This is a genomic window from Cupriavidus sp. GW821-FHT07C08 (assembly GCF_059419025.1).
This window is the reverse complement of the sequence record NZ_JBWKQZ010000045.1, coordinates 25,217-45,096: the sequence shown is the minus strand read 5'-3', so window position 1 is coordinate 45,096 and position 19,880 is coordinate 25,217. Positions and strand designations below refer to the sequence as shown.

Annotated in this window: 18 protein-coding genes and 1 pseudogene; 7 read left to right on the top strand and 12 right to left on the bottom strand. The window is 66.4% G+C overall.

From position 1 onward, the window contains the following. The 10 genes and pseudogenes from AC07UK_RS36160 to AC07UK_RS36115 all read right to left on the bottom strand — a co-directional run. Positions 1-167: pseudogene (locus AC07UK_RS36160) on the bottom strand (branched-chain amino acid ABC transporter permease); the annotation flags it as partial. Between the two features lie 29 nt (positions 168-196). Next, positions 197-1,081 carry a branched-chain amino acid ABC transporter permease gene (locus AC07UK_RS36155; RefSeq protein WP_494687985.1) on the bottom strand — a complete coding sequence of 295 codons (885 nt, stop codon included), beginning with the start codon at positions 1,079-1,081 and terminating at the stop codon, positions 197-199. 10 nt (positions 1,082-1,091) lie between these two features. Next, entirely contained in the window at positions 1,092-1,817 is a 726-nt protein-coding gene (locus AC07UK_RS36150; RefSeq protein ID WP_494687984.1) for an ABC transporter ATP-binding protein, read from the bottom strand. An 18-nt stretch (positions 1,818-1,835) separates the two neighbouring features. Beyond that, a complete protein-coding gene (locus tag AC07UK_RS36145; protein ID WP_013952150.1) occupies positions 1,836-2,609 on the bottom strand; it encodes an ABC transporter ATP-binding protein in 774 nt (257 codons plus the stop codon). Positions 2,610-2,658: 49 nt separating this feature from the next. Then, positions 2,659-3,348 (bottom strand): DUF2848 domain-containing protein, encoded by a 690-nt coding sequence (locus AC07UK_RS36140; RefSeq protein ID WP_494687983.1) that lies wholly within the window; start codon positions 3,346-3,348, stop codon positions 2,659-2,661. Between the two features lie 67 nt (positions 3,349-3,415). After that, the gene (locus AC07UK_RS36135; RefSeq protein WP_436224094.1) at positions 3,416-4,642 is read right to left on the bottom strand and encodes an ABC transporter substrate-binding protein; all 1,227 of its coding nucleotides are present in this window, start codon (positions 4,640-4,642) and stop codon (positions 3,416-3,418) included. Between the two features lie 47 nt (positions 4,643-4,689). Beyond that, positions 4,690-6,033 (bottom strand): amidase, encoded by a 1,344-nt coding sequence (locus AC07UK_RS36130; RefSeq protein WP_494687982.1) that lies wholly within the window; start codon positions 6,031-6,033, stop codon positions 4,690-4,692. 2 nt (positions 6,034-6,035) lie between these two features. After that, the gene (locus AC07UK_RS36125) at positions 6,036-6,416 is read right to left on the bottom strand and encodes a cupin domain-containing protein (protein ID WP_494687981.1); all 381 of its coding nucleotides are present in this window, start codon (positions 6,414-6,416) and stop codon (positions 6,036-6,038) included. 43 nt (positions 6,417-6,459) lie between these two features. Then, positions 6,460-7,944: a 4-hydroxyphenylacetate 3-hydroxylase family protein gene (locus tag AC07UK_RS36120; RefSeq protein ID WP_010812511.1), complete on the bottom strand. Its 1,485-nt coding sequence runs from the start codon at positions 7,942-7,944 to the stop codon at positions 6,460-6,462. Between the two features lie 36 nt (positions 7,945-7,980). Beyond that, entirely contained in the window at positions 7,981-8,526 is a 546-nt protein-coding gene (locus tag AC07UK_RS36115; protein ID WP_436224097.1) for a flavin reductase family protein, read from the bottom strand. Positions 8,527-8,896: 370 nt separating this feature from the next. Between AC07UK_RS36115 and AC07UK_RS36110 the strand changes: the two genes are divergently transcribed. Further along, positions 8,897-10,120: an IscS subfamily cysteine desulfurase gene (locus tag AC07UK_RS36110; RefSeq protein ID WP_494687980.1), complete on the top strand. Its 1,224-nt coding sequence runs from the start codon at positions 8,897-8,899 to the stop codon at positions 10,118-10,120. Here the strand turns inward: AC07UK_RS36110 and AC07UK_RS36105 are convergent. Continuing rightward, on the bottom strand, positions 10,117-10,659 hold the full coding sequence (locus AC07UK_RS36105; protein WP_436224099.1) for a MarR family winged helix-turn-helix transcriptional regulator: 543 nt from the start codon (positions 10,657-10,659) through the stop codon (positions 10,117-10,119). The genes AC07UK_RS36110 and AC07UK_RS36105 overlap by 4 nt on opposite strands. Before the next feature lie 108 nt (positions 10,660-10,767). Here AC07UK_RS36105 and AC07UK_RS36100 point away from each other — a divergent pair, with 108 nt between their 5' ends. Beyond that, the gene (locus AC07UK_RS36100) at positions 10,768-11,349 is read left to right on the top strand and encodes a hypothetical protein (protein WP_436224100.1); all 582 of its coding nucleotides are present in this window, start codon (positions 10,768-10,770) and stop codon (positions 11,347-11,349) included. A gap of 192 nt (positions 11,350-11,541) precedes the next feature. Here AC07UK_RS36100 and AC07UK_RS36095 read toward each other — a convergent pair whose 3' ends face one another. Further along, on the bottom strand, positions 11,542-12,777 hold the full coding sequence (locus AC07UK_RS36095) for a CaiB/BaiF CoA transferase family protein (RefSeq protein WP_436224101.1): 1,236 nt from the start codon (positions 12,775-12,777) through the stop codon (positions 11,542-11,544). A gap of 125 nt (positions 12,778-12,902) precedes the next feature. Between AC07UK_RS36095 and AC07UK_RS36090 the strand changes: the two genes are divergently transcribed. The 5 genes from AC07UK_RS36090 (at position 12,903) to AC07UK_RS36070 (ending at position 19,592) form a co-directional block, all read left to right on the top strand. After that, positions 12,903-13,748: an IclR family transcriptional regulator gene (locus AC07UK_RS36090; protein WP_414437086.1), complete on the top strand. Its 846-nt coding sequence runs from the start codon at positions 12,903-12,905 to the stop codon at positions 13,746-13,748. 123 nt (positions 13,749-13,871) lie between these two features. After that, positions 13,872-14,870: a Bug family tripartite tricarboxylate transporter substrate binding protein gene (locus AC07UK_RS36085; protein WP_436224102.1), complete on the top strand. Its 999-nt coding sequence runs from the start codon at positions 13,872-13,874 to the stop codon at positions 14,868-14,870. Between the two features lie 41 nt (positions 14,871-14,911). After that, positions 14,912-16,090 (top strand): acyl-CoA dehydrogenase family protein, encoded by a 1,179-nt coding sequence (locus tag AC07UK_RS36080; RefSeq protein WP_436224103.1) that lies wholly within the window; start codon positions 14,912-14,914, stop codon positions 16,088-16,090. Between the two features lie 878 nt (positions 16,091-16,968). Continuing rightward, positions 16,969-18,261 carry an alpha-hydroxyketone-type quorum-sensing autoinducer synthase gene (gene cqsA / locus AC07UK_RS36075; RefSeq protein ID WP_436224104.1) on the top strand — a complete coding sequence of 431 codons (1,293 nt, stop codon included), beginning with the start codon at positions 16,969-16,971 and terminating at the stop codon, positions 18,259-18,261. 8 nt (positions 18,262-18,269) lie between these two features. Continuing rightward, positions 18,270-19,592, top strand: a complete 1,323-nt coding sequence (locus AC07UK_RS36070; protein WP_436224105.1) for a sensor histidine kinase — start codon at positions 18,270-18,272, stop codon at positions 19,590-19,592. Positions 19,593-19,880 lie beyond the last annotated feature (288 nt).

The following is a 19,880-nucleotide window of genomic DNA, read 5'->3' as shown; positions in this document are numbered from 1 at the left end:
GTATAGCCGATCAGCAGGTTGAAGGCGCACGCAAACAGCGCGAAGCACAGCACCTTGAGCACGAACACCGGATACGCGCCGGCCAGCGGCGCGGCCAGCAGGCACGCCAGCACCACGCCGTACATCACCTGCTTTGGCAGGCGCCCCGCCACCTGCTGCTGCCGCATGCCGATTGCGGCGATAGATTGTCCGCTCATCACTTCTCCTTTCCGAACAGCCCTGCCGGGCGCAACAACAGCACCACCACCATGATGACGAAGACAACGGTGGAAGATGCTTCCGGGTACAACACCTTGGCCAGCCCTTCGATCACGCCCAGCCCCAGGCCGGTCAGGATCGCGCCCATGATCGAGCCCATGCCGCCGATCACCACCACCGCGAACACGACGATGATCAGGTTCTGCCCCATCAGCGGCGACACCTGCATGACCGGCGCCGCCAGCACCCCGGCAAACGCGGCCAGCGCCACGCCGAAGCCGTAGGTCAGCGTCACCATCCGCGGCACGTTGACGCCGAACGCCTCGACCACCTTGGCGTTCTCGGTGCCGGCGCGCAGGTAGGCGCCCAGCTTGGTCTTCTCGATCACGTACCACGTCGACAGGCAGACCGCCAGCGATGCCCCAACCACCCACACACGGTAATTGGGCAAGCGCATGAAGCCGAGGTCGGAGGCGCCCTGCAGCGCCTCGGGCGGTGCATAGGGCAGCCCGGACACGCCATAGACCGAGCGGAAGATGCCTTCGATCACCAGTGTGATGCCCAGTGTCAGCAGCAGGCCGTAGATATGGTCGAGCTTGTAGATCCAGCGCAGCATGGTCTTCTCGATCCCCACGCCCAGCGCGGCCACCACCAGCGGCGACAGCAGCAGCATCGCCCAGTAGCTGAACCCCGCATAGGTCATGCCGGCCCACGCCAGCACCGCGCCCAGCATGAAGAGCGCACCGTGCGCGAAGTTGATGACGTTCAGCAGCCCGAAGATCACCGCCAGGCCCAGGCTCAGCATGGCGTAGAAGGCACCGTTGACGAGCCCGAGCAACAGCTGCGACAGCAGCGCCGGGAGCGGGATTTCAAACAGATTCATGAGTCGCTCCTTATACGCCAAGCAGTTCATGCAGCACCGGCATCCTGGCCTGCAGCTCATTGGCCGCGAAGCGCTCGACGATGCTGCCGTGCTCCATCACGTAGAAGCGGTCCGCCAGCGGCGCGGCAAAGCGGAAGTTCTGCTCCACCATCACCACCGTATACCCCTTCTGCTTGAGCATCAGGATCATGCGCGCAAGCGCCTGCACGATCACCGGTGCCAACCCTTCCGAGATTTCATCGAGCAGCAGCAGGTTGGCGCCGGTGCGCAGGATGCGCCCGACCGCCAGCATCTGCTGCTCGCCGCCGGAAAGACGCGTGCCCTGGCTCTGGCGGCGCTCCTTCAGGTTCGGGAACATCTCGTAGATATCGGTCTCGCTCATGCCCTTGCTGGTGTCGGCGCCCTTCAGCACCGGCGGCAGCATCAGGTTCTCTTCGCATGAGAGGCTGGAGAAGATCGCCCGTTCTTCGGGGCAATAGCCAATGCCGTAGTGCGCGATCTTGTGCGTGGCCAGGCTGATGGTCTCGTGGCCATTGACCTTGATCGAGCCCTTGCGCGCGCCGGTCAGTCCCATGATCGCGCGCAGCGTGGTGGTGCGGCCAGCGCCGTTGCGGCCCAGCAGCGTGACCACTTCGCCGCGGTTCACGGTCAGGTCCACGCCGTGCAGGATGTGCGACTCGCCGTACCAGGCGTGCAGGTCCCTGATCTCGAGCGCGGGTGTGTTGGATGTCGTCATATCGTTCCCCCGGCCGTCTCAGTGCGCGCCCTGCAGTTCCGCGTCGACGGTGCCCATGTAGGCCTCCATCACGCGCGGATCCTTCGAAACTTCCGCATACGGCCCTTCGGCCAGGATCGCGCCACGCTGCAGCACGGTGATCTTGTCGGCGATCGACGAGACCACGCTCATGTTGTGCTCCACCATCAGGATGGTGCGGCCCGCCGAGACCTTCTTGATCAGCTGCGTGACGCGGTCCACGTCTTCGTGGCCCATGCCCTGCGTGGGTTCGTCGAGCAGCATCAGCTCGGGTTCCATCGCCAGCGTGGTGGCAATCTCCAGCGCGCGCTTGCGGCCGTATGGAAGGTTAACCGTCAGCGTCTGCGCGAACTCGGTCAGGCCGACCTGTTCGAGCAGCTCCATGGCGCGGTCATTGAGCACGTCCAGCGAGCGCTCGCTGCGCCAGAACTGGTACGCCGTGCCGAGCTGCCGCTGCAGCCCGATGCGCACGTTCTCCATCACCGTCAGGTGCGGAAACACCGCCGAGATCTGGAACGAACGGATCACGCCGCGCCGCGCGATCTGCGCGGGCTTTTCACGGGTGATGTCGATGCCGTTGAAAAGGATGGTGCCGGTGGTCGGCTCCAGGAACTTGGTGAGCAGGTTGAAGCAGGTCGTCTTGCCGGCGCCGTTGGGGCCGATCAAGGCATGGATCGACCCGCGGCGTACCCGCAGGTTGACGTCGCTCACCGCGGTAAAGCCGCGGAAGGCCTTGCCGAGGTTGCGGGTCTCTAGTATCAGGTCGTGGTGCATGGCCGTGACTCCGTGGCGCTGCCGTGGCAGTGGGGATGGCGCGGCATGCTCAGCCCGCCACGGGCAGCGCGGCGACCGCGTAGGCGTGGCGCAGCGTGCGCCCCAGCACCGGGTCTTCCAGCTCGATCTCGAAGCGCTCGGCCGGGCGGATGCCGCCGATCGCGGGCAGCGTTCCGCACAGCATCGCAGAGCCTTCGCCAAAGTCACCGCCATGGCCGCTGAAGCGCTGCAGCAGGTCCGCCGGGGAGCGCATGGCGGTCACCGGGCCTTCCTGGTACAGCACGCGCTCGCCGTCGATGGTGGCGTAGGAGCGCAGCACCAGCTGGTCCCAGTGGCCTTCCACCTCGGAAAGGCGCCACAAGGCCGACGCACAGGGCTTCTCGCACATCTGCTTGGACTCGGTGATGCCGTAGGTCTCGGCTTCGCGGTCGGTATGGTCCGAGGCAATGCCCACCAGGATGTCATCGCCGTCCCGGACCAGCAGGAACTCGGCTTCGCCGCTGCTGGCCTCGCCGCTGACCTGGATCTCCGGGGCCGGCCCCAGGCGTTGCGCAGCCACACGGTAGAACACCGGGGTATAGGGCGGTCGCTTCACGCCCAGTTCTTCCAGTTCCCGGATGTGGGCTTCCATGGCTTCGACGTCGCGGCCGGTCCAGCCCGCCACGATGAGCTGGTGGATGGTGACGGTGCGTTGCGACTTGCCCTGGCGGCTGTCGAGTTCAAAGGTAAGGGTCTTCATGATCGGTTGCTCTCTGCAATGGGGTGGAGCGCCGGCTGGAATGCCGGCCTCGGTGAGGGATGTGGGCTTACTTCCTGACCAGCGGGCAGGTGCTTGCGCTGAGCGGGCGGAACGCCTCGCTCGCCGGAATCACGCTCTTGATCTTGTAATAGTCCCAGGGGCGCTTGGACTCCTGTGGCCGCTTCACTTCGACCAGGTACATGTCATGCACCATCAGGCCGTCCGCGCGGATCGTCCCGTTCTTGGCGAAGAAGTCATTGACCGGGGTCTCGCGCATGCGCGCCAGCACGGCATCGCTGTCGTCGGTGCGCGCGGCCTGAATCGCCTTCAGGTAGTGCATGGTCGACGAATACACACCGGCATGCACCAGGGTCGGCATGCGCCCGGTCTTGTCGAAGAAGCGCTGCGACCAGGCGCGCGTGGCATCGTCGCGGTCCCAGTAGAACGATGTCGTCAGCGTCATGCCCTGCGCGGCTTGCAGCCCCAGGCTGTGGATATCGCTGATAAACATGTGCAGCCCGGCCAGTTTCTGCTTGCCCGCGGTGTTGATGCCGAAATCCGCGGCGGTCTTGATCGCATTGACCGTGTCGGCGCCAGCGTTGGCCAGGCCGATCACCTTCGCGCCCGAGGACTGCCCCTGCAGCAGGTAGGACGACAGGTCGGCGGAGTTGATCGGATGCCTGGCCTTGCCCTTCAGGGTGCCGCCGACACTGGACAGCGCCTCGGTGCCGTCCTTCTCCAGCGACGCGCCCAGGGCGTAGTCGACCGTCAGGAAGTACCAGCTGTTGTCGCCGCGCCGGGCCAGCGCCTTGACCGTGTTGGCGGCAAAGGCGTAGGTGTCGTACGAGTACTGGATGGTGTAGGGCGAGCAGTCTTCATTGCTCAGGCGCGTGGTGCCGGCACCGCTGGCGATGACGATCTTGTGCTTGAGCTTGCCCAGGTTGGACACGGCCAGCGCGACCGAGGACGGCAGCGCGTCCTGGATCACGTCGACCTTCTGGTTGTCGAACCAGCCGCGCGCCAGCGTGGCGGCGACGTCGGTCTTGTTCTGGTGGTCGGCGCTGACCACCTGGATGGGGGCGCCCAGCACCTTGCCGCCGAAATCGTCCACGGCCATCTGCGCGGCCACCACCGAGCCCTTGCCGCCGATATCGGAGAAGATCGACGACATGTCGGTCAGCACACCGATCTTGACCACGCCGTCGCTGATGGGGGCCGGGTCGGCTGCGGAAGCAGTCGCCGCGAACAGGGTGGCGCAGGCCAGTACGGCGGCGCCGGTACGGATATCAGGCATTGTTGTCTCCACTGTAGTTATGGGTACTTCTGTACTGCTGCGGGGGCTCAGCCCCGCTCGTGCCGCAATGCCGCCTCGATGCCCATGCCGATGGCCAGCAGCCTGCGGTCGGACAGGTGGCGCCCGAACAGCATCAGTCCCACCGGCGCGTCGCCCAGGCGATGGCATGGGACCGACAGCGCGCACAGGTCGAGCATGTTGGCGATGGCCGGGTTGCGCAGCAGCAGCCGGTTGGTGCTGAAGAAGGCTTCGTCGTCGTCCAGGTCCGCGATGCGCGGCGCCACGACCGGCACGGTGGGCAGGACCACGGCATCGAAGCCCGCCAGCTCGGCATCGGCCTGCCGGCACAGCTCGCCCCGGCGCTGCAGCATGCGCAGGTAGTCGGCGGCACGCTGCCCGTCAGCCAGCCGGATGCGCGACAGCACGCGCGGGTCATAGCGATCGGCCTGCTCAGCCAGCAGGCTGCCGTGCCAGGCACTGGCTTCCGCGGCGACCAGGCCGCCGTTCGCGCCGATGCCGGCCAGCTGGTCCCAGCTGTCGAAGCTCACGTCCTGCAGCAGCGCGCCCACCGCCGACAGCCGGCGCAGCGTGCGGCTGAAGACCTCGGCCACCTCGTCCGACATGCCTTCCAGCACCAGGCCGGCGGGCACCGCCAGGCGCAGCCCGGCCAGTGGAGCCGGTCCCGCGGGCGGCGCCTCGCCCGCCATCACGGCATCAATGGCGGCGCAGCACGCCACGGTGTTGGCCAGGCAGCCCACCGAGTCATAGCTGGGCGACAGCGGCACCGTGCCCTGCAGCGGCACGCGGCGCGCCGTGGGCTTGAAGCCGGCGATGCCGCACAACGCGGCCGGGATCCGGCACGAACCGCCGGTGTCCGAGCCGATCGCTGCCAGGGCCATGCCGTCGGTCACCGACACCGCGGCCCCCGACGACGAGCCACCGGGAATGCGGCCCGCCTGCCGGTCGTAGGGATTGCGTGGCGTGCCGTAGTGCGGATTGATGCCGACGCCCGAGTAGGCGAACTCGGTCATATTGGTACGCCCGACAAACACCGCCCCCGCCGCACGCAAGCGCGCGATGGCCGGCGCGTCGGCATTGGCCGCACGCTCCGGCAGCACACGTGCGCCGGCGCGGGTCACGTCGCCCTGCACGTCGAACAGGTCCTTGATGGACACCGGCACGCCCGCCAGCGGGCCGGCCACGCCCTGCTCGCGCAGCATGTCGCTGGCCTGGGCCTGCTTGCGCGCCGCCATGCTCACGCCATGCGGGAATACGCGCGCGCCCTCGCCGCTGGGGTTGCAGATACGTTCGACGCATGACGCCAGCAGGGACAGCGCGTTGGCGCTGCCCGCGGCAAGCTGGCGCTGCGCGGTTGCGATGGTCGCTTCCATGATCAGGCCGGGTCGTAGTAGTGGATCTCCAGCAGCATGCAGCCGCCGTCGGACTTGAACGGGCCGTGGACGGCGCCGGGCGGGCGGCAGGCGTAGGTGTTGGGGACGAACGCTTCGCCGCCGTTGCCATTGGCGTCGTTGCCGACGGTCAGGTCGCCGCTGAGCAGGTAGACCTCTTCCCAGTACTCATGCACGAAGGGCGAGGTGGTGAACACGCCGGGCTGGAAGCGCAGCAGACGCGTACGGCTGCCGCTGCGACCGCCCTCGTCCAGCGAGCCGGACAGGATCTTCTGCTGGATGCCCGACGGATAGCCGTGGGGGACCTCCCAGCCGGACTCCAGGTCCAGGGTGTGGAACTCGTCGTGAAGTTTGGTGATTGCCATGTCGATCTCCGTGTTCGATGCGGGATGGGAAAGGTGTGGAAAGTCAGGCGGCCTGCGGCAGCTTGGCCAGTTCGCTTTCGAGGGAATAGCTGCCGAGCATGTTGTCGACTAGGCCGGATGCGTTCTGCCAGTCGTAGGTGCGGTAGGCATGCCCCTTGGTGACGAAGGTGGCGCCGGCGTAGAACATCTCGTACTGGTTGTGGCGCGACGCAAACTCGGAGCCGACCGCGTCCCAGGCGAGCTTGAAGAACTTGACGCGCTCTTCCGGGCTGCACACCGGCGACTTCTGCGTCTTGGCGATGATCCCGGCGAGCGACGGATTGGCGAAATCCTCGATGCTCGACGGCAGCATGATCATGCCGCCGCCGGCCAGCTCGCGCAGCGTGGCCAGCACCTTGCCGTAGAGCTGCTGGGTCACCACCTGCGAGCCGTACAGCATGCTGCGGTCCGGCACGAAGTAGCCGTGCTTGCCGACCTGGCCCTTGGCTTCCATGCCGTAGACCCAGGCCTCGACCATGCCCGCCTCGGCGGCGAGCTGGCCCAGCATTTCCCTGACCTGCGGGAAGCTGTTGGTGCCGTTGATCTCGGTGATGCGGTGCGCCAGGCCCACCAGGAAGCGCAGCTTCACCATCAGCCGCACCTGGCACTGGTAGTTCTGGTAGACGTGCGCCGGCGTGGCGTGGAATTGCCTGGCGCACAAGCCCACGTCGCCCGCGACGAAGATGCGCTCCCACGGCACCTTGACGTCGTCGAAATAGAGCACCGCGTCGTTTTCGTCAAAGCGGCTGGCCAGCGGGTTGTCGAACACCGAGGTGGCATTGGCTTCATACGACTTGCGCGACATCACCTTCAGCCCCTTGGTGTTCATCGGCACCGCGAACGACAGCGCATACATCTCGTCGCCCTCGCGCAGCGGCTGGATGCAGCTGCAGAAGACCTCGTTGGCCATGATGCCGCTGGTGGCCAGCATCTTGGCGCCGCGCACGGTGATGCCTTCCGCGTCCTGGTCGACGATGCCCACCGCCAGGTACTTGTCTTCCTGCTCGTGCGCGGATTTGGACTGGTTGGCCTGCGGGTTGACGATCACATAGGTGAGGAACAGGTCGTTGTCGCGGGCATAGCGGTAGTAGTCGCGCAGCGCGCCGGCACGTGCCGGATCGGCCTGCTCGAAGACATCGATTCCCATGTACATGCCCGAGATGCAAGAGGCCACGTGGTCGGGCGAGCGGCCCATGAAGCCGTAGTGCAGCTCGGTCCAGGCTTCCAGCATCTGGCGGCGTTCGACCAGTTCGTTGTAGCTGGCCGGAAGCTCCCAGATCCGGCTGACGCGCCGGTCGGTGCCCGCCGGCTGGAAGGTCATCTTGTCGATATTGCCGGGCTGCGCCTGGAAGTCGTAGAGGTTGGCGTAGCTGCGGATCGAGTTGCGGAAGGCCGGATGGCTGGTGACATCCGTCACCCGCTTGCCGTCCAGGTACACCTCGCGGCCATCGCGCAGCATGGCGATGTGCTGGTTACCGGTCTTGATCATGTCGTTCTCCTGTGCTGACTGTCTGTTCTTGTGGATTCAGGCGGCGGCCGGGCTGTCTTCCAGTACCCGGTACTTGCCGCCAAAGAAGATGAGGGGCCGGCCGTCCTGGCGGGCCTGGTGACGGACCACCCGCCCGATAAAGATCACGTGGTCGCCGCCGTCGTGCATGGCATAGGGCTCGCACTCGAAGGTGGCCAGCGCGTCCGGCAGCAGCACGTGGCTGTCCTCGTTGCGCTTGCTGAAACCGATGCCTTCCCACTTGCCGGAATTGGCCCTGGCGAAGCGGTTCGAGATATCCTGCTGCGCCTCGGCCAGCACGTTGACGGCATAGCGCCGCGCGCTGCGCAGGTCGCCCAGGCTCAGGCAGCGGCGGTCCACCGAGAACAGCACCAGCGGCGGGTCCAGCGATACCGAGTTGAACGACGCCACCGTGATGCCGACCGGAAGCCCTTCTTCGCGCGGCGCGGTAATCACGGCAACGCCTGTTGCAAACATCGCCAACGCATTCCTGAAGCGGCGGTGCGCTTCTGCGTCCGCTTCGGCGTCCGCTTTGACGCCCTGACCAACAGATGACTCAGCCATCACGACTCCTACGCAAGTGTTCTCACCAAGCCTGTTACTTTTCTTATTTACCTTTGTAAATTAGGTTTTATTGAATGCTATAAAACAACGCCATTCAAGTTGGTGGAAACCCTAGAGTGCGGAGCCGGACAGCCTCCCGAGGCGACTCAATGAAGTCCGGAAACCGTTGCCGGACAAGGTTTTCCGGCTAGCGGACAGATGCCGCCACGCGGGCGGAATTGCAGCTGTCCGCGCGTCAAGCAACCCTACCGGCAGCATGGCACCGCCGCGCACGGCCGCTACCCGGTGCTAGACTCGGCCCCACTTTCCTTGACCAGCGGGTACGCCTTGCCCACGGTCGTCCCCACATCCGCCTCCAGGAATGAGCGCTATGCAATCCGAGCCGAAGACCCTTCCGATCTACATGGACTACAGCGCGACGACACCGGTCGACACCCGGGTCGTCGAGAAGATGGTTCCCTACCTGCACCAGCAGTTCGGCAACCCCGCATCGCGCAGCCATTACTACGGCTGGCAGGCGGAAGAGGCAGTCGAGGCCGCGCGCGCGCATGTGGCGGCGCTGCTGAATGCGGACCCGCGCGAGATCATCTGGACCTCCGGCGCCACTGAGGGCAACAACCTGGCGATCAAGGGCGCGGCGCATTTCTATCGCGGCAAGGGCAACCACATCATCACCGTCAAAACCGAGCACAAGGCCGTGCTCGATACCTGCCGCGAACTGGAGCGGCAGGGCTTCGAGGTGGCCTATCTCGACGTCGGCACCGATGGCCTGGTCGACCTTGACGCGCTGCGCGCGGCCATGCGGCCGGACACCATCCTGGTGTCGGTGATGATGGTCAACAATGAAATCGGCGTGATCCAGCCGGTCGCGCAGATCGGCGAGCTCTGCCGCGCGGCGGGGGTGGTATTCCATTGCGATGCGGTGCAGGCCGCCGGCAAGATCGCCATCGACCTGGAAGCCCTGAAGATCGACCTGCTCACCGTGACGGCGCACAAGGTCTATGGCCCCAAGGGCATCGGCGCGCTCTACGTGCGGCGCAAGCCGCGCATCCGCATCGAGGCGCAGATCCACGGCGGCGGGCATGAGCGCGGCATGCGCTCAGGCACCCTGCCGACGCACCAGATCGTGGGCATGGGCGAGGCCTTCAGGCTGGCAAAGCTGGAACTTGCGGAGGAAGCGCGCCGCGTGGGCGCGTTGCGCGACCGGCTGCTGGCGGGGCTGTCGCGGCTGGACGAGGTCTACGTCAACGGCAGCCTGGCGCACCGTATCCCGCACAACCTGAACATCAGCTTCAACTATGTCGAAGGCGAGTCCCTGATCATGGGCATCAAGGACGTGGCGGTGTCGTCGGGCTCGGCCTGCACCTCGGCCTCGCTGGAGCCCTCGTTCGTGCTGCGGGCGCTGGGCCGCAGCGACGAGCTGGCGCATAGCTCGATCCGCTTTACGCTGGGGCGCTACACCACTGAGGCAGAGGTAGACGAAGTCATCCGGCAGGTCAGCGAGACCGTCACCCGCCTGCGTGAACTGAGCCCGCTATGGGAGATGCACCAGGAGGGCATCGATGTCGGCACGGTGCAGTGGGCCGCGCACTAGCCTTTCTGCCGGCGCGCCTGCAGGTGTTCGAGATCCAGCGCGGCGCGATCGCCGTTGGCGACCAGCCGGTCGACCACCGAGCACAGCACCTTGAATTCGGTGCGGGAAACGCCGTCGAACAATACGTCGTTGATCTGCTGCTGCACCGGCAGCAGTTCATTGAGCAGACGCGTCCCGGCGGCGGTGATGGTGAGTCGCGTCTTGCGCTTATCTTCGGGATGGGCCTTCTTGTCGATCAGCCCCAGCTTCTTGAGCTTGCCAGTCTCGATGGTGATGAACGGGCCGCTCAGGTGCAGATGGTCGGCGAGCTGGTTGACCGTCACCTCGCCTTGCTGCGACAGGTGCAGGATCGAGCGGATCAGCGAGTACTGGACCCCCGTCAGGCCGATCAGGCAGCCAAAGCCGTCGCGCACGGACAGCAGGCGCGCGGCAAATGGCAGCAGGCCATTCACAAGGTGCCGGAACTCACGGTCCGAGCCGTCGACCAGGCACGCCGGATGCGTTACGGTCAGGTTCTTGTTTGCAGGAGTCGTTGCCATCGGCGGTATGTCCACTTAGCTTTTGATACAAGCTTTGTGCCAAATTCTAACAAACTCGCCGCAACACCCCGGCGCCCCCCGCTTTCAACCCATACCCTTGAGTCCAGCATGAACACAATCCCGCTCGCCACCGCCAAAGCCCGGCTGGCCCAATACGTCGAGGCCAAGGACAACAATCGTCCGACGCTGATCCACGAAGCCTTCGCTCCGGATGCGTCGCTGACCTTCTCGATCGATACCGACTCCATCAGCTTCCCGCCCAAGGCCGAAGGCGCGGATGCCATCGCCGCGACGCTGGTCAGCGAGTTTGCGAAGACGTTCGACCGCTGCCGGACCTACTACATCGGTGACGTTGCGGCGGCGCTGGACGGCAACGCCATGACGATCCCCTGGCTGGTGGTGATGCGGGAAACCGCGGCCAGCGCCTTGCGCGTCGGCAAGGGCTATTACCGCTGGGGCTTTGGCGCCGGCGATGACGGCACGTACCGTATCGCCAGCCTGCATATCCATATCGAACGGATGGACACGATCGCCGATCCCGGCGCGGTCACGCTAACGGGCCTGCAGGCGGCACTGCCCTATCCCTGGCTGCCGGCGCCGGTGCTGGCTGCCAGCATCGAAGCGCAAGCCAGCGCGCAGCCCGCGCTGGGCTTCCTGAACGTGTTCGCGCAAGCGGCCCGCATGTCCTGACGGGCGCGGATCATCTGGCCAGCAATTGCTGCGCGACCAGCGCCACCCAATATGCCGCGCCCAGCGGCAGGATCTTGTCGTTGAAGTCGTACTTGGGATTGTGCAGCGGCGGATCGTCCGCGCTCTCGCCGGCGCCGATGCCGATATAGGCGCCGGGGCTAGCGCGGACGGCGTAGCCCCGCGCCCGGTGTGTCAGACCACCCCCTCTGCCCGCAGCCGGGCCAGCTCCTCATCCCCGATACCAAGCCGGCCATAGACCTCGGCATTGTGTTCGCCCACATCCGGCCCGGTACGCGGTGACGGCGGCGCATAGCCCGAGAAGCGCGGCACCACGCATGGCGCCGGCACCGAGCCCAGGTCCGGATCAGGCAGCCGCACGATGGCCTGGCGCGCCGCCATCTGCGGATCGTCGACGATATCGGCGATGCTGAATACCTTGCTGAACGGCACCTGGCACTGCTCCAGCCGGGCCGCCACGGCGGCATAGGGCTGCGCGGCAAACCACTCCGCAATGCTGCCGTCCAGCGCCTCGATATTGCGCACGCGCCCGGCGTTGGTGGCGTATTCCGGCGCCTGTGCCAGTTGCGGCGCCTCCATGGCCTCGGCCAGCCGGCGGAAGGTGGCGTCTGACGAAGCGACAACCGTGACCCAGACGTCGTCCGCGGTGCGGTACATATTGGACGGCGCGGCATAGGTGGTGCGGTTGCCGGCGCGCTGGCGCACGAGCCCCAGCTGTTCATACTCGATGGCCAGCGGATCCAGCAAGCGGAACAGCGCCTCCGTGGCGGCCAGATCGATTTCGCGGCCCGGCTGCCCGGGCCTGGCGCGTTGCTCGGCTACCGCAGTGGCAATCGCAAACGCACCGAACAACCCGGCGATCATGTCCCCCACCGGGTAGTTCATATGCATCGGCCCGCTCCGCGCGGTGCCCGCCAGGTTGGTGAAGCCGCTCCTGGCTTCAAAGATGCGGGCAAAGCCCGGTCGCGACGCATCGGGCCCGGTCTGGCCGAAGCCGGTCAGCCGCAGCACGATCAGCTTCGGGTTGGCCGCGTGCAGCGTGTCGAGATCCAGCCCCCAGCGCGCCAGCGTGCCGGTGCGGAAGTTCTCGACCAGCACATCGAACTGAGGCAGCAAGCGCAGGAAGATCTCGCGCCCGCGCGGCGTGCGCACGTCGAGCGAGATGCCGCGCTTGCCGCGGTTGGTCACCTTCCAGTACAGGGCGTGGTCCTCGGTAACCGGCTCCAGCCCGCGCAGCGGATCGCTGCCGTCGGGCAGTTCCAGCTTGACCACATCGGCGCCCATGTCGGCACACAGCGTGGCGGAAAACGGGCCGGCCACCACGGTGGCCATGTCGAGGATGCGCAGTCCGCCCAGCGGGCCCGTGCAGTGTGCGTCTGGCGATACAGCGTGTGTGTCCTGGTCTTGCATGGCGGGGCTCCGGCGGCATTGGCGTCCGCTGCAAGGTGGCAGGCGGCCGGCCCGGATGCAAGTACGGTTTCGCTGTGCGGAACGGTCGTGCTACAACATTGACGCCCCCATTCCCGGATCCCAGCATGGAACCCAAGCAACCACCGCACAGCATGGACCGCAACCCGGAACACCTGCCCCTGCCAGGCCTGGCCAGCGAGGACGCCCTGGCCACAGACCGCCAGTTCGCCACCAACCTGGCGCGCGGCCTGGAGGTGCTGCGTGCCTTCACGCCGTCCAGCCCGGTGCTGGGCAACCAGGACATCGTGGCGCGCACCGGGCTGCCCAAGGCGACGGTGTCGCGGCTGACCTACACGCTGGGGCTGCTCGGCTTCCTGAGCCGCGTGCCCGGCAACCAGAAGTACCGGCTGGGCGCCGGCGTGCTGGCACTGGCCTATCCGATGCTGGCCGGGCTGGCGATCCGTCAGGTGGCGCGGCCTTATATGGAGGCCATTGCGCGGGAAACCGGCTGCACGGTGAACCTGGGCATGCGCGAGCGGCTGTCAGTGGTGTACGTGGACAGTTGCCGGCTGGATCCGGGCAACCTCTACCAGCCGGACATCGGCAGCACCCGGCCGCTGCTGGCCAGCGCGATCGGCCGCGCGGTCTTGCTGGCCTGCAGCGCCGACGAGCGCACGGCGCTGCTGAACCGGCTGCGCGTGGACGATCCGGAGCGCTTCAACCTTGAGCGCCAGATGTGGGCGGACGACCAGAAGCACTTTCGCGCCCACGGCTACTGCCTGAGCCGCGGCGAGTGGCGGCCAGAGATCCACGCGATCGCGGCACCCGTGCGCCAGTCGCTGCACGAAGACCCGTTCGCGCTGAACTGCACCATCGCCGCATCGCGCAACCGCGACAACATGCTGGAGCGCGAGGTGGCGCCAAGGCTGCGCGAGGCGGTGCGGCAGATCGAACTGAGCTGCGCGCGCTAGCCGACAGGACGCAGCAATGCAGTCTGCCGGTGTTGTCGCCGGCAATGACAAGCGGCCCGCCAGAGGCCCGCATGAAACCGCGCCGCGGGAAATCCCCCGGCGCAGGCAACCCAAGGAGACAAGATGGATGCCATCCAACCGTTGCGCCGGCTCGCCGCCGGCATGCTGGCCTGCGCCGCGCTGATGCCGCTGCCAGCGCTGGCCGCCCCTGACAATGCGGCGCGCTTCCCGGACCACCCGATACGGATCATCGTGCCGTTCTCGGCGGGCGGCGTGGTCGACTCCGTCACCCGCATCACCGCGGAGAACATGGCGCGGATACTGAAGCAGCCCGTCATCGTCGAGAACAAGACCGGCGCCGGCGGCGCCATCGGCGCGGACTTCGTCGCCAGGTCGCCCGCCGACGGCTATACGCTGCTGGCGGTCAGCCCCAGCTATGTGGTCGGGCCGCTGCTCAACCCGTCGGTCCAGGGCAAGGGTGGCAAAGACTTCCGCGCGGTGGCCGGCATCGGCGCGGTGCCTAACGTGATCGTGGTGCCGGCCGCGTCGCCGCTGCGCACGCTGCCTGAATTGCTCGACGCCGCGCGCAGCAAGCCCGGCACGCTGATCTACGCCAGCGCGGGCGTCGGCACCTCGAACCATCTCTCGGCGGAACTGCTGGCGCAGATGACGCACGTGAAGCTTACCCACGTGCCCTACAAGGGCCAGCCCGAGGCCATGAGCGACCTGCTGGGCGCGCGCGTCTCGATGATGGCGCTGACCTCGGCCATTGCCCGCCAGCAGGTGCAAAGCGGCAAGCTGCGGGCACTGGCGGTGACCTCGGCAAAACGTTCGCAGACGCTGCCCGACGTGCCCACCGTGGCCGAGGCCGCGCGCCTGCCTGGTTATGAAGTGGGCGCGTGGTTCGGCCTGGTCGCGCCGCAGGGCACGCCGGACGCGGTAGTGCGCAAGCTGGCCGAGGCCGCCGCGCAGGCCACATCGGACCCTGCCACGGCACGCCGCCTAGCCGAACTCGGCATGGACGTGGCACCGCAATCCACCGCCGCATTCGACCGCTTCCTGGACACCGAAACCAAGAAGTGGACCGGCGTGCTGAAGACCGCCGGCATCACGGCACAGTAGCCGCACACGCTCCCGCTCATCCAACCAACCGGAAACCTTCCATGATCCGCGACTCCGCCCGCCAGCAAGCGCTGCTTGCCGATATCCGCCGCTTCGTGCTGGACACCTGCATTCCCCTCGAGGCGGAGATCGACCGCACCGATGTGATACCCGAGCAGGTGGTCGAGCAGATGCGCCGCCTCGGCCTGTTCGGCCACAGCATCCCCGAAGCGTACGGCGGCGCAGGGCTGACCACCGAGGAACTGGCGCTGGTGAACATCGAGGTCTCGCAGGCCGCCACCGTGTTCCGTGCCCGCTTCGGCGGCAATACCGGCATCGCCTCCGAATCGCTGGTGGCCGACGGCACCGAAGCACAGCGGCAGCGCTACCTGCCGCAACTGGCCTCCGGCAAGGTGACCGGCTGCTTTGCGCTGACCGAACCCGAAGCCGGCTCCGATGCGACATCGCTGCAAACCACCGCACGCCAGGACGGCGATCACTACGTGCTGAACGGCAGCAAGTGCTTCATCACCAATGCCCCGATCGCGGACCTGTTCACCGTGTTCGCCCGCACCGATCCCGATACGCCGGGCGCCCATGGCATCAGCGCCTTCCTGATCGAACGCGGCGCCCCGGGCCTCAGCACCAGCGAACCGGAACGCAAGATGGGACAGCACGGCTCGCCAGTCGGCGATGTCTACCTGAAGGACTGCCGCGTACCGGCCAGCGCCATCGTCGGCGGCAAACCCAATGTCGGCTTCAAGACGGCGATGAAGGCGCTCAACAAGCAGCGCATCAACCTGGCCGGCCTGTGCGTGGGGCCCGCCATCCGGCTGGTCGACGAGATGGTCCGCTACGCGGCGCAGCGCCGCCAGTTCGGCAAGCCGATCGCGGACTACCAGCTGGTGCAGCAGATGATTGCCGACAGCAATACGGAACTGCACGCCGCCCGCGCCCTGGTGCTCGACACCGCGCGCAAGCGCGACGCCGGCGAGGACGTGACCATGGAGGCGTCGATGTGCAAGCTGTTCGCCTCTGAGATGGCCGGCCGCGTGGCCGACCGCGCGGTGCAGGTGTTCGGCGGCAGCGGGTATATGGCGCGCACCGTGGCCGAGCGCTTCTATCGCGATGTGCGGCTGTTCCGGCTGTATGAAGGCACGACGCAGATCCATCAGCTCAATATTGCGCGCAGGACGATGGAGGCGCGGGGGGCGGCGCTGGAGGGCCGCAGCGCGGCTTGAGTTCTACCGATGGCGGGCGCTGTGCGCTTGCGCACGGCGCCTTGAGCAAAGGCACCTTCGACTATAAGAAGTCCGAGTACCAGACTGACAAAGCAGGCCAGGCGTAAGACGCCCCCGATTCAAGCATCGCCGAGCGCGCCGGCACCGGCAGGCCCGGCGCGTAGGTGAACACGCGCAGCACGCTCCTGTACCCGAGCGCCAAAGGCACCAGCCTGGAAGCGCCAGGGGCAGCGCCCCCCTCTCCGAAGCCACCCCATCCCCTCCCCCCCACACGCCGCCAGCCACGTCACGCTGGCGGCGATTGCCGCCGGCCGCAACCTGCGTACCAGGCAGTCCTCTTGTTTCCCACCCTTGGTGCCAAGTCCCATGTTGCCCCTCGTCTTGGCTATGGCGCGCTGCCGCAGCCGCCTGCCTGGAAACAGGGCGTGCAAAAAGGGCGTTCTTCACCAAGACTGATGATGAGCATTCGGCAGTCCCGGGCCTGACTAGGTCCCGCCAAGCGCAAGCCATGCCCGGTCCAGGGCTCAAGGACCGGCGCAACGGGTAGCGCAAGCATCACATAAGTGATGATAAAGGCATTTTTTAGTGAGAAATCGGCCAATCGGCCAGCGAAGGATGTGGCCACGACGCGGCTGTCTCAACCCGGCACCCCCCACTCCAAACAAACGTTGGATTGGTGGAAGTCCGGTCACAATCGCTGATTAAGGCTGGCACAGTGGTCGCTACGTCAACAGGACTCCCCCGACTTGTCAGCAATGGCACCTCGCCGGAAGAACTGCGTGCGGCCGCCTCGCGCGCGGACGGCAACTGTTGCCGCCACCGCCATGCAGAGCCTTGCCACCGATCTCACTATTACCCGACCTGTAGAAGGAAAGCCGATGTTCTCCGAAGCCGAGCCTCCGCACTCGATGCGCCACGCCTCTCGCGCCAAAGCCCCCACGCTGCCGCCATGGATCACGGCGCGGATGGCACAACATTTCGACGAGCGGATGGGCAAGCTCTGGGGCGGCGATCATTTGCTTCACGGACGCACGCCCGGGCCCGATGCGCTGCACCTGAGCAGCAACGACTATCTGTGCCTGCTCGGCGAGTCCTCGCTGGTACAGGCGCAGGCGCGGGCCTTCCTCAATGAAGAGCCGGAGTTGCTGATGTCGTCCGTGTTCCGGCATGGCGACACCCCGCAGCGGCGGGTCGAGCGCAAGATCGCAGACCTGATGCAGGCCGAGGACGGGCTGATCGCCCAGTCCGGCTGGGCCGCCAACGTCGGCCTGGTGCAGTGCATTGCCGGCCCCGGCATTCCGGTCTATATCGACATGAACGGGCATGCCTCCTTGTGGGAGGGCATCATCGCCGCGGGTGCGCAGGCAGTGCCGGTGCGCCACAACGACTGCGAGCACGTGCGCCGCCAGCTTGAGCGCTTCGGCCCGGGCGTGATCATGGTGGACTCGGTCTACAGCACCACGGGCAGCGTGGCGCCGCTGGAGGACTATGTCGACCTGGCGGAGGCGTCTGGCTGCGTGCTGGTGGTGGACGAATCGCACTCGCTCGGCACCCATGGGCCGTCTGGCGGCGGCCTGGTGCGCGCGCTCGGGCTGTCTGAGCGCGTACACTTCCGCACGGCCTCGCTGGCCAAGGCGTTCGCCGGCCGCGCCGGCTATGTTGCCTGTTCGACCGACTTCAAGGACTTCTTCGCGGTTGAGTCCCGGCCGGCCATTTTCAGTTCCGGGCTGCTGCGCCATGAGGTTGCGTGGTTCGATGCCGTGACGGATTTCGTCGCCACGGCGGATGAGCGCCGTGCGCGCCTGCACGCCATCACCCGCGACACCCGGGCTGCGATTGCCGAACTGGGCTACAACATCAGCGAAGGCTCCGAGCAGATCATCGGCCTGGAGGCGGGAACCGAGCCGCAGGTCAAGGTGCTGCGCGATGCGCTGCAGAGCCGCGGGATCTTCGGCGCGGTATTCTGTGCGCCGGCAACACCCAAGAATCGGGCATTGATGCGACTTACGCTGCATGCGAAACTTGCCGCCAATGAAATCGACCGCCTGGTCGGCGTGCTCGCCAGCATCCGCGACGAAGTCCGGCTGGATGAATGGTCCTCGACGCGCCGGGCCCGGCGCAAGTCTCAAAACCCCACAAGCGGGCCGCTGGCAGGCTCCCGCGAGGAGTAGTCCTGGAGATGGATGCAAAGGTAGCGCAAGCGGAAGACGGCCGCACCTCCCTTGCCGGCGTCGCCCGCCATGCGTGGCAGGCCGTGTTCGAGACCGCCGCGCGGGCCACCCTGCTGGACGAGGAGAGCGTCATCCGGCTGCGCCGGATCCAGATGGTGGGCGCGCTGGGCGTGATCGGACACCCGCTGTACTACGTGATCTGGTCCTACATCTTCCCGCAGCCCTATGAAAACCTCTGGCTGCGCCTGGTCTGCACCGCGCTGTTCGTGCCGCTGCTGTTCGCCTCCGCCTTCTCGGACCGGCGCTGGCTGCCGCCCTATGCGCTCTTTGCGATTACCATAGGCCTGCCATTCGCCTTTATCTTCTTCTACCTGGAGAATGGCGGCTCCATGGTGTGGGCCGAATCGGTCATCATCGCGGTGGTGATCCTGTATCACTTCAACACCGCGTTCGCGACCATTGCCTTGTTCTCAGGGGCCGCGGCAGCCATCGCGCTGTTCGTGCTGGCGGGCAACTCCATGGGCGGAATCCCGTGGGAGCCGATACTGCTGCAGCTGCCGGTGATCGGCTTTGTCATCGCGGTGCTGGTGGTGATCAAGATGGACCGCCAGCTGCTGGCCGAACAGAAACGGCGCGGGATGGCCGCCGCGCTGGCCACCGTCGCGCACGAATTGCGCACGCCGCTGACCAGCCTGGCCATGACTGCCAGGGGCCTCAAGGCGCGGCTGCCGGCGGCCCTGGACCAGGACACGCCGCAGCGCGACGGCCTGATGCAGGCCGTGGCCCGGATGGAATCAGACCTGGCCCATATCAGCAACAGCATTGAACTGCTGGTCGCCAACTCCAAGAACCCGGACAACGCCACGCAGGAGCTGTTCGAACTGGGCGGCGTGATCCGCGACGCTGTCGGCCGGTTTCCGTTCGAACAGAGCGATCTGGAACTGGTCACCGTCGACCTGCCTGGCCCCGCCTACGTGATGGGCAACGCCCAGTTGTTCGGGCTGGTCACGACCAACTTGCTGAAGAATGCATTGGAAGCGACCAAGCGGGCCGGCAAGGGCACGATCCATATCCGCTGCGAGGTCCGGCCCGACGCCGTCCATGTGGTGTTCCGCGACACTGCCACGGGCGTGCCGCCGCAAGTGCTGGCCCGGATGTTCCAGCCCTTCTTCTCTTACCCGGCGCATCGCGGCACCGGCATCGGACTGGCGTTCTGCCAGAAGGTGCTGAACAGCTGGGGGGCGAGCATCAGCTGCCGCTCCGAGGAGCACGTGTTCACCGAGTTCGATATGCGCTTTCCCCGCAAGGGGAAATGGCCTGAAGCGGAATGAACTGAGGCTGTCGCCTGAGAGGGTTTACCTTGGTACGCAGCAACACAAGAGTTTGGGGTGAATCGCCCTACTTCCCCGCAACGCCCTCTTCCTAGTATTGACTCACCGCGCGGCGCGTGAAGGACTGCCGTGCGGTACCAGGCATACCCTGCCTGGCCACGAACCGCCGTTCTCAATCACGGCGGTTCATGAGCATCACGCATAGCCAGTGTCCCTGATTACCTCAATCAATCCAGCCGCTCACCGGGTGAACGGCTGCGGATACGGCTGCAAAAAACAAAGGAGACA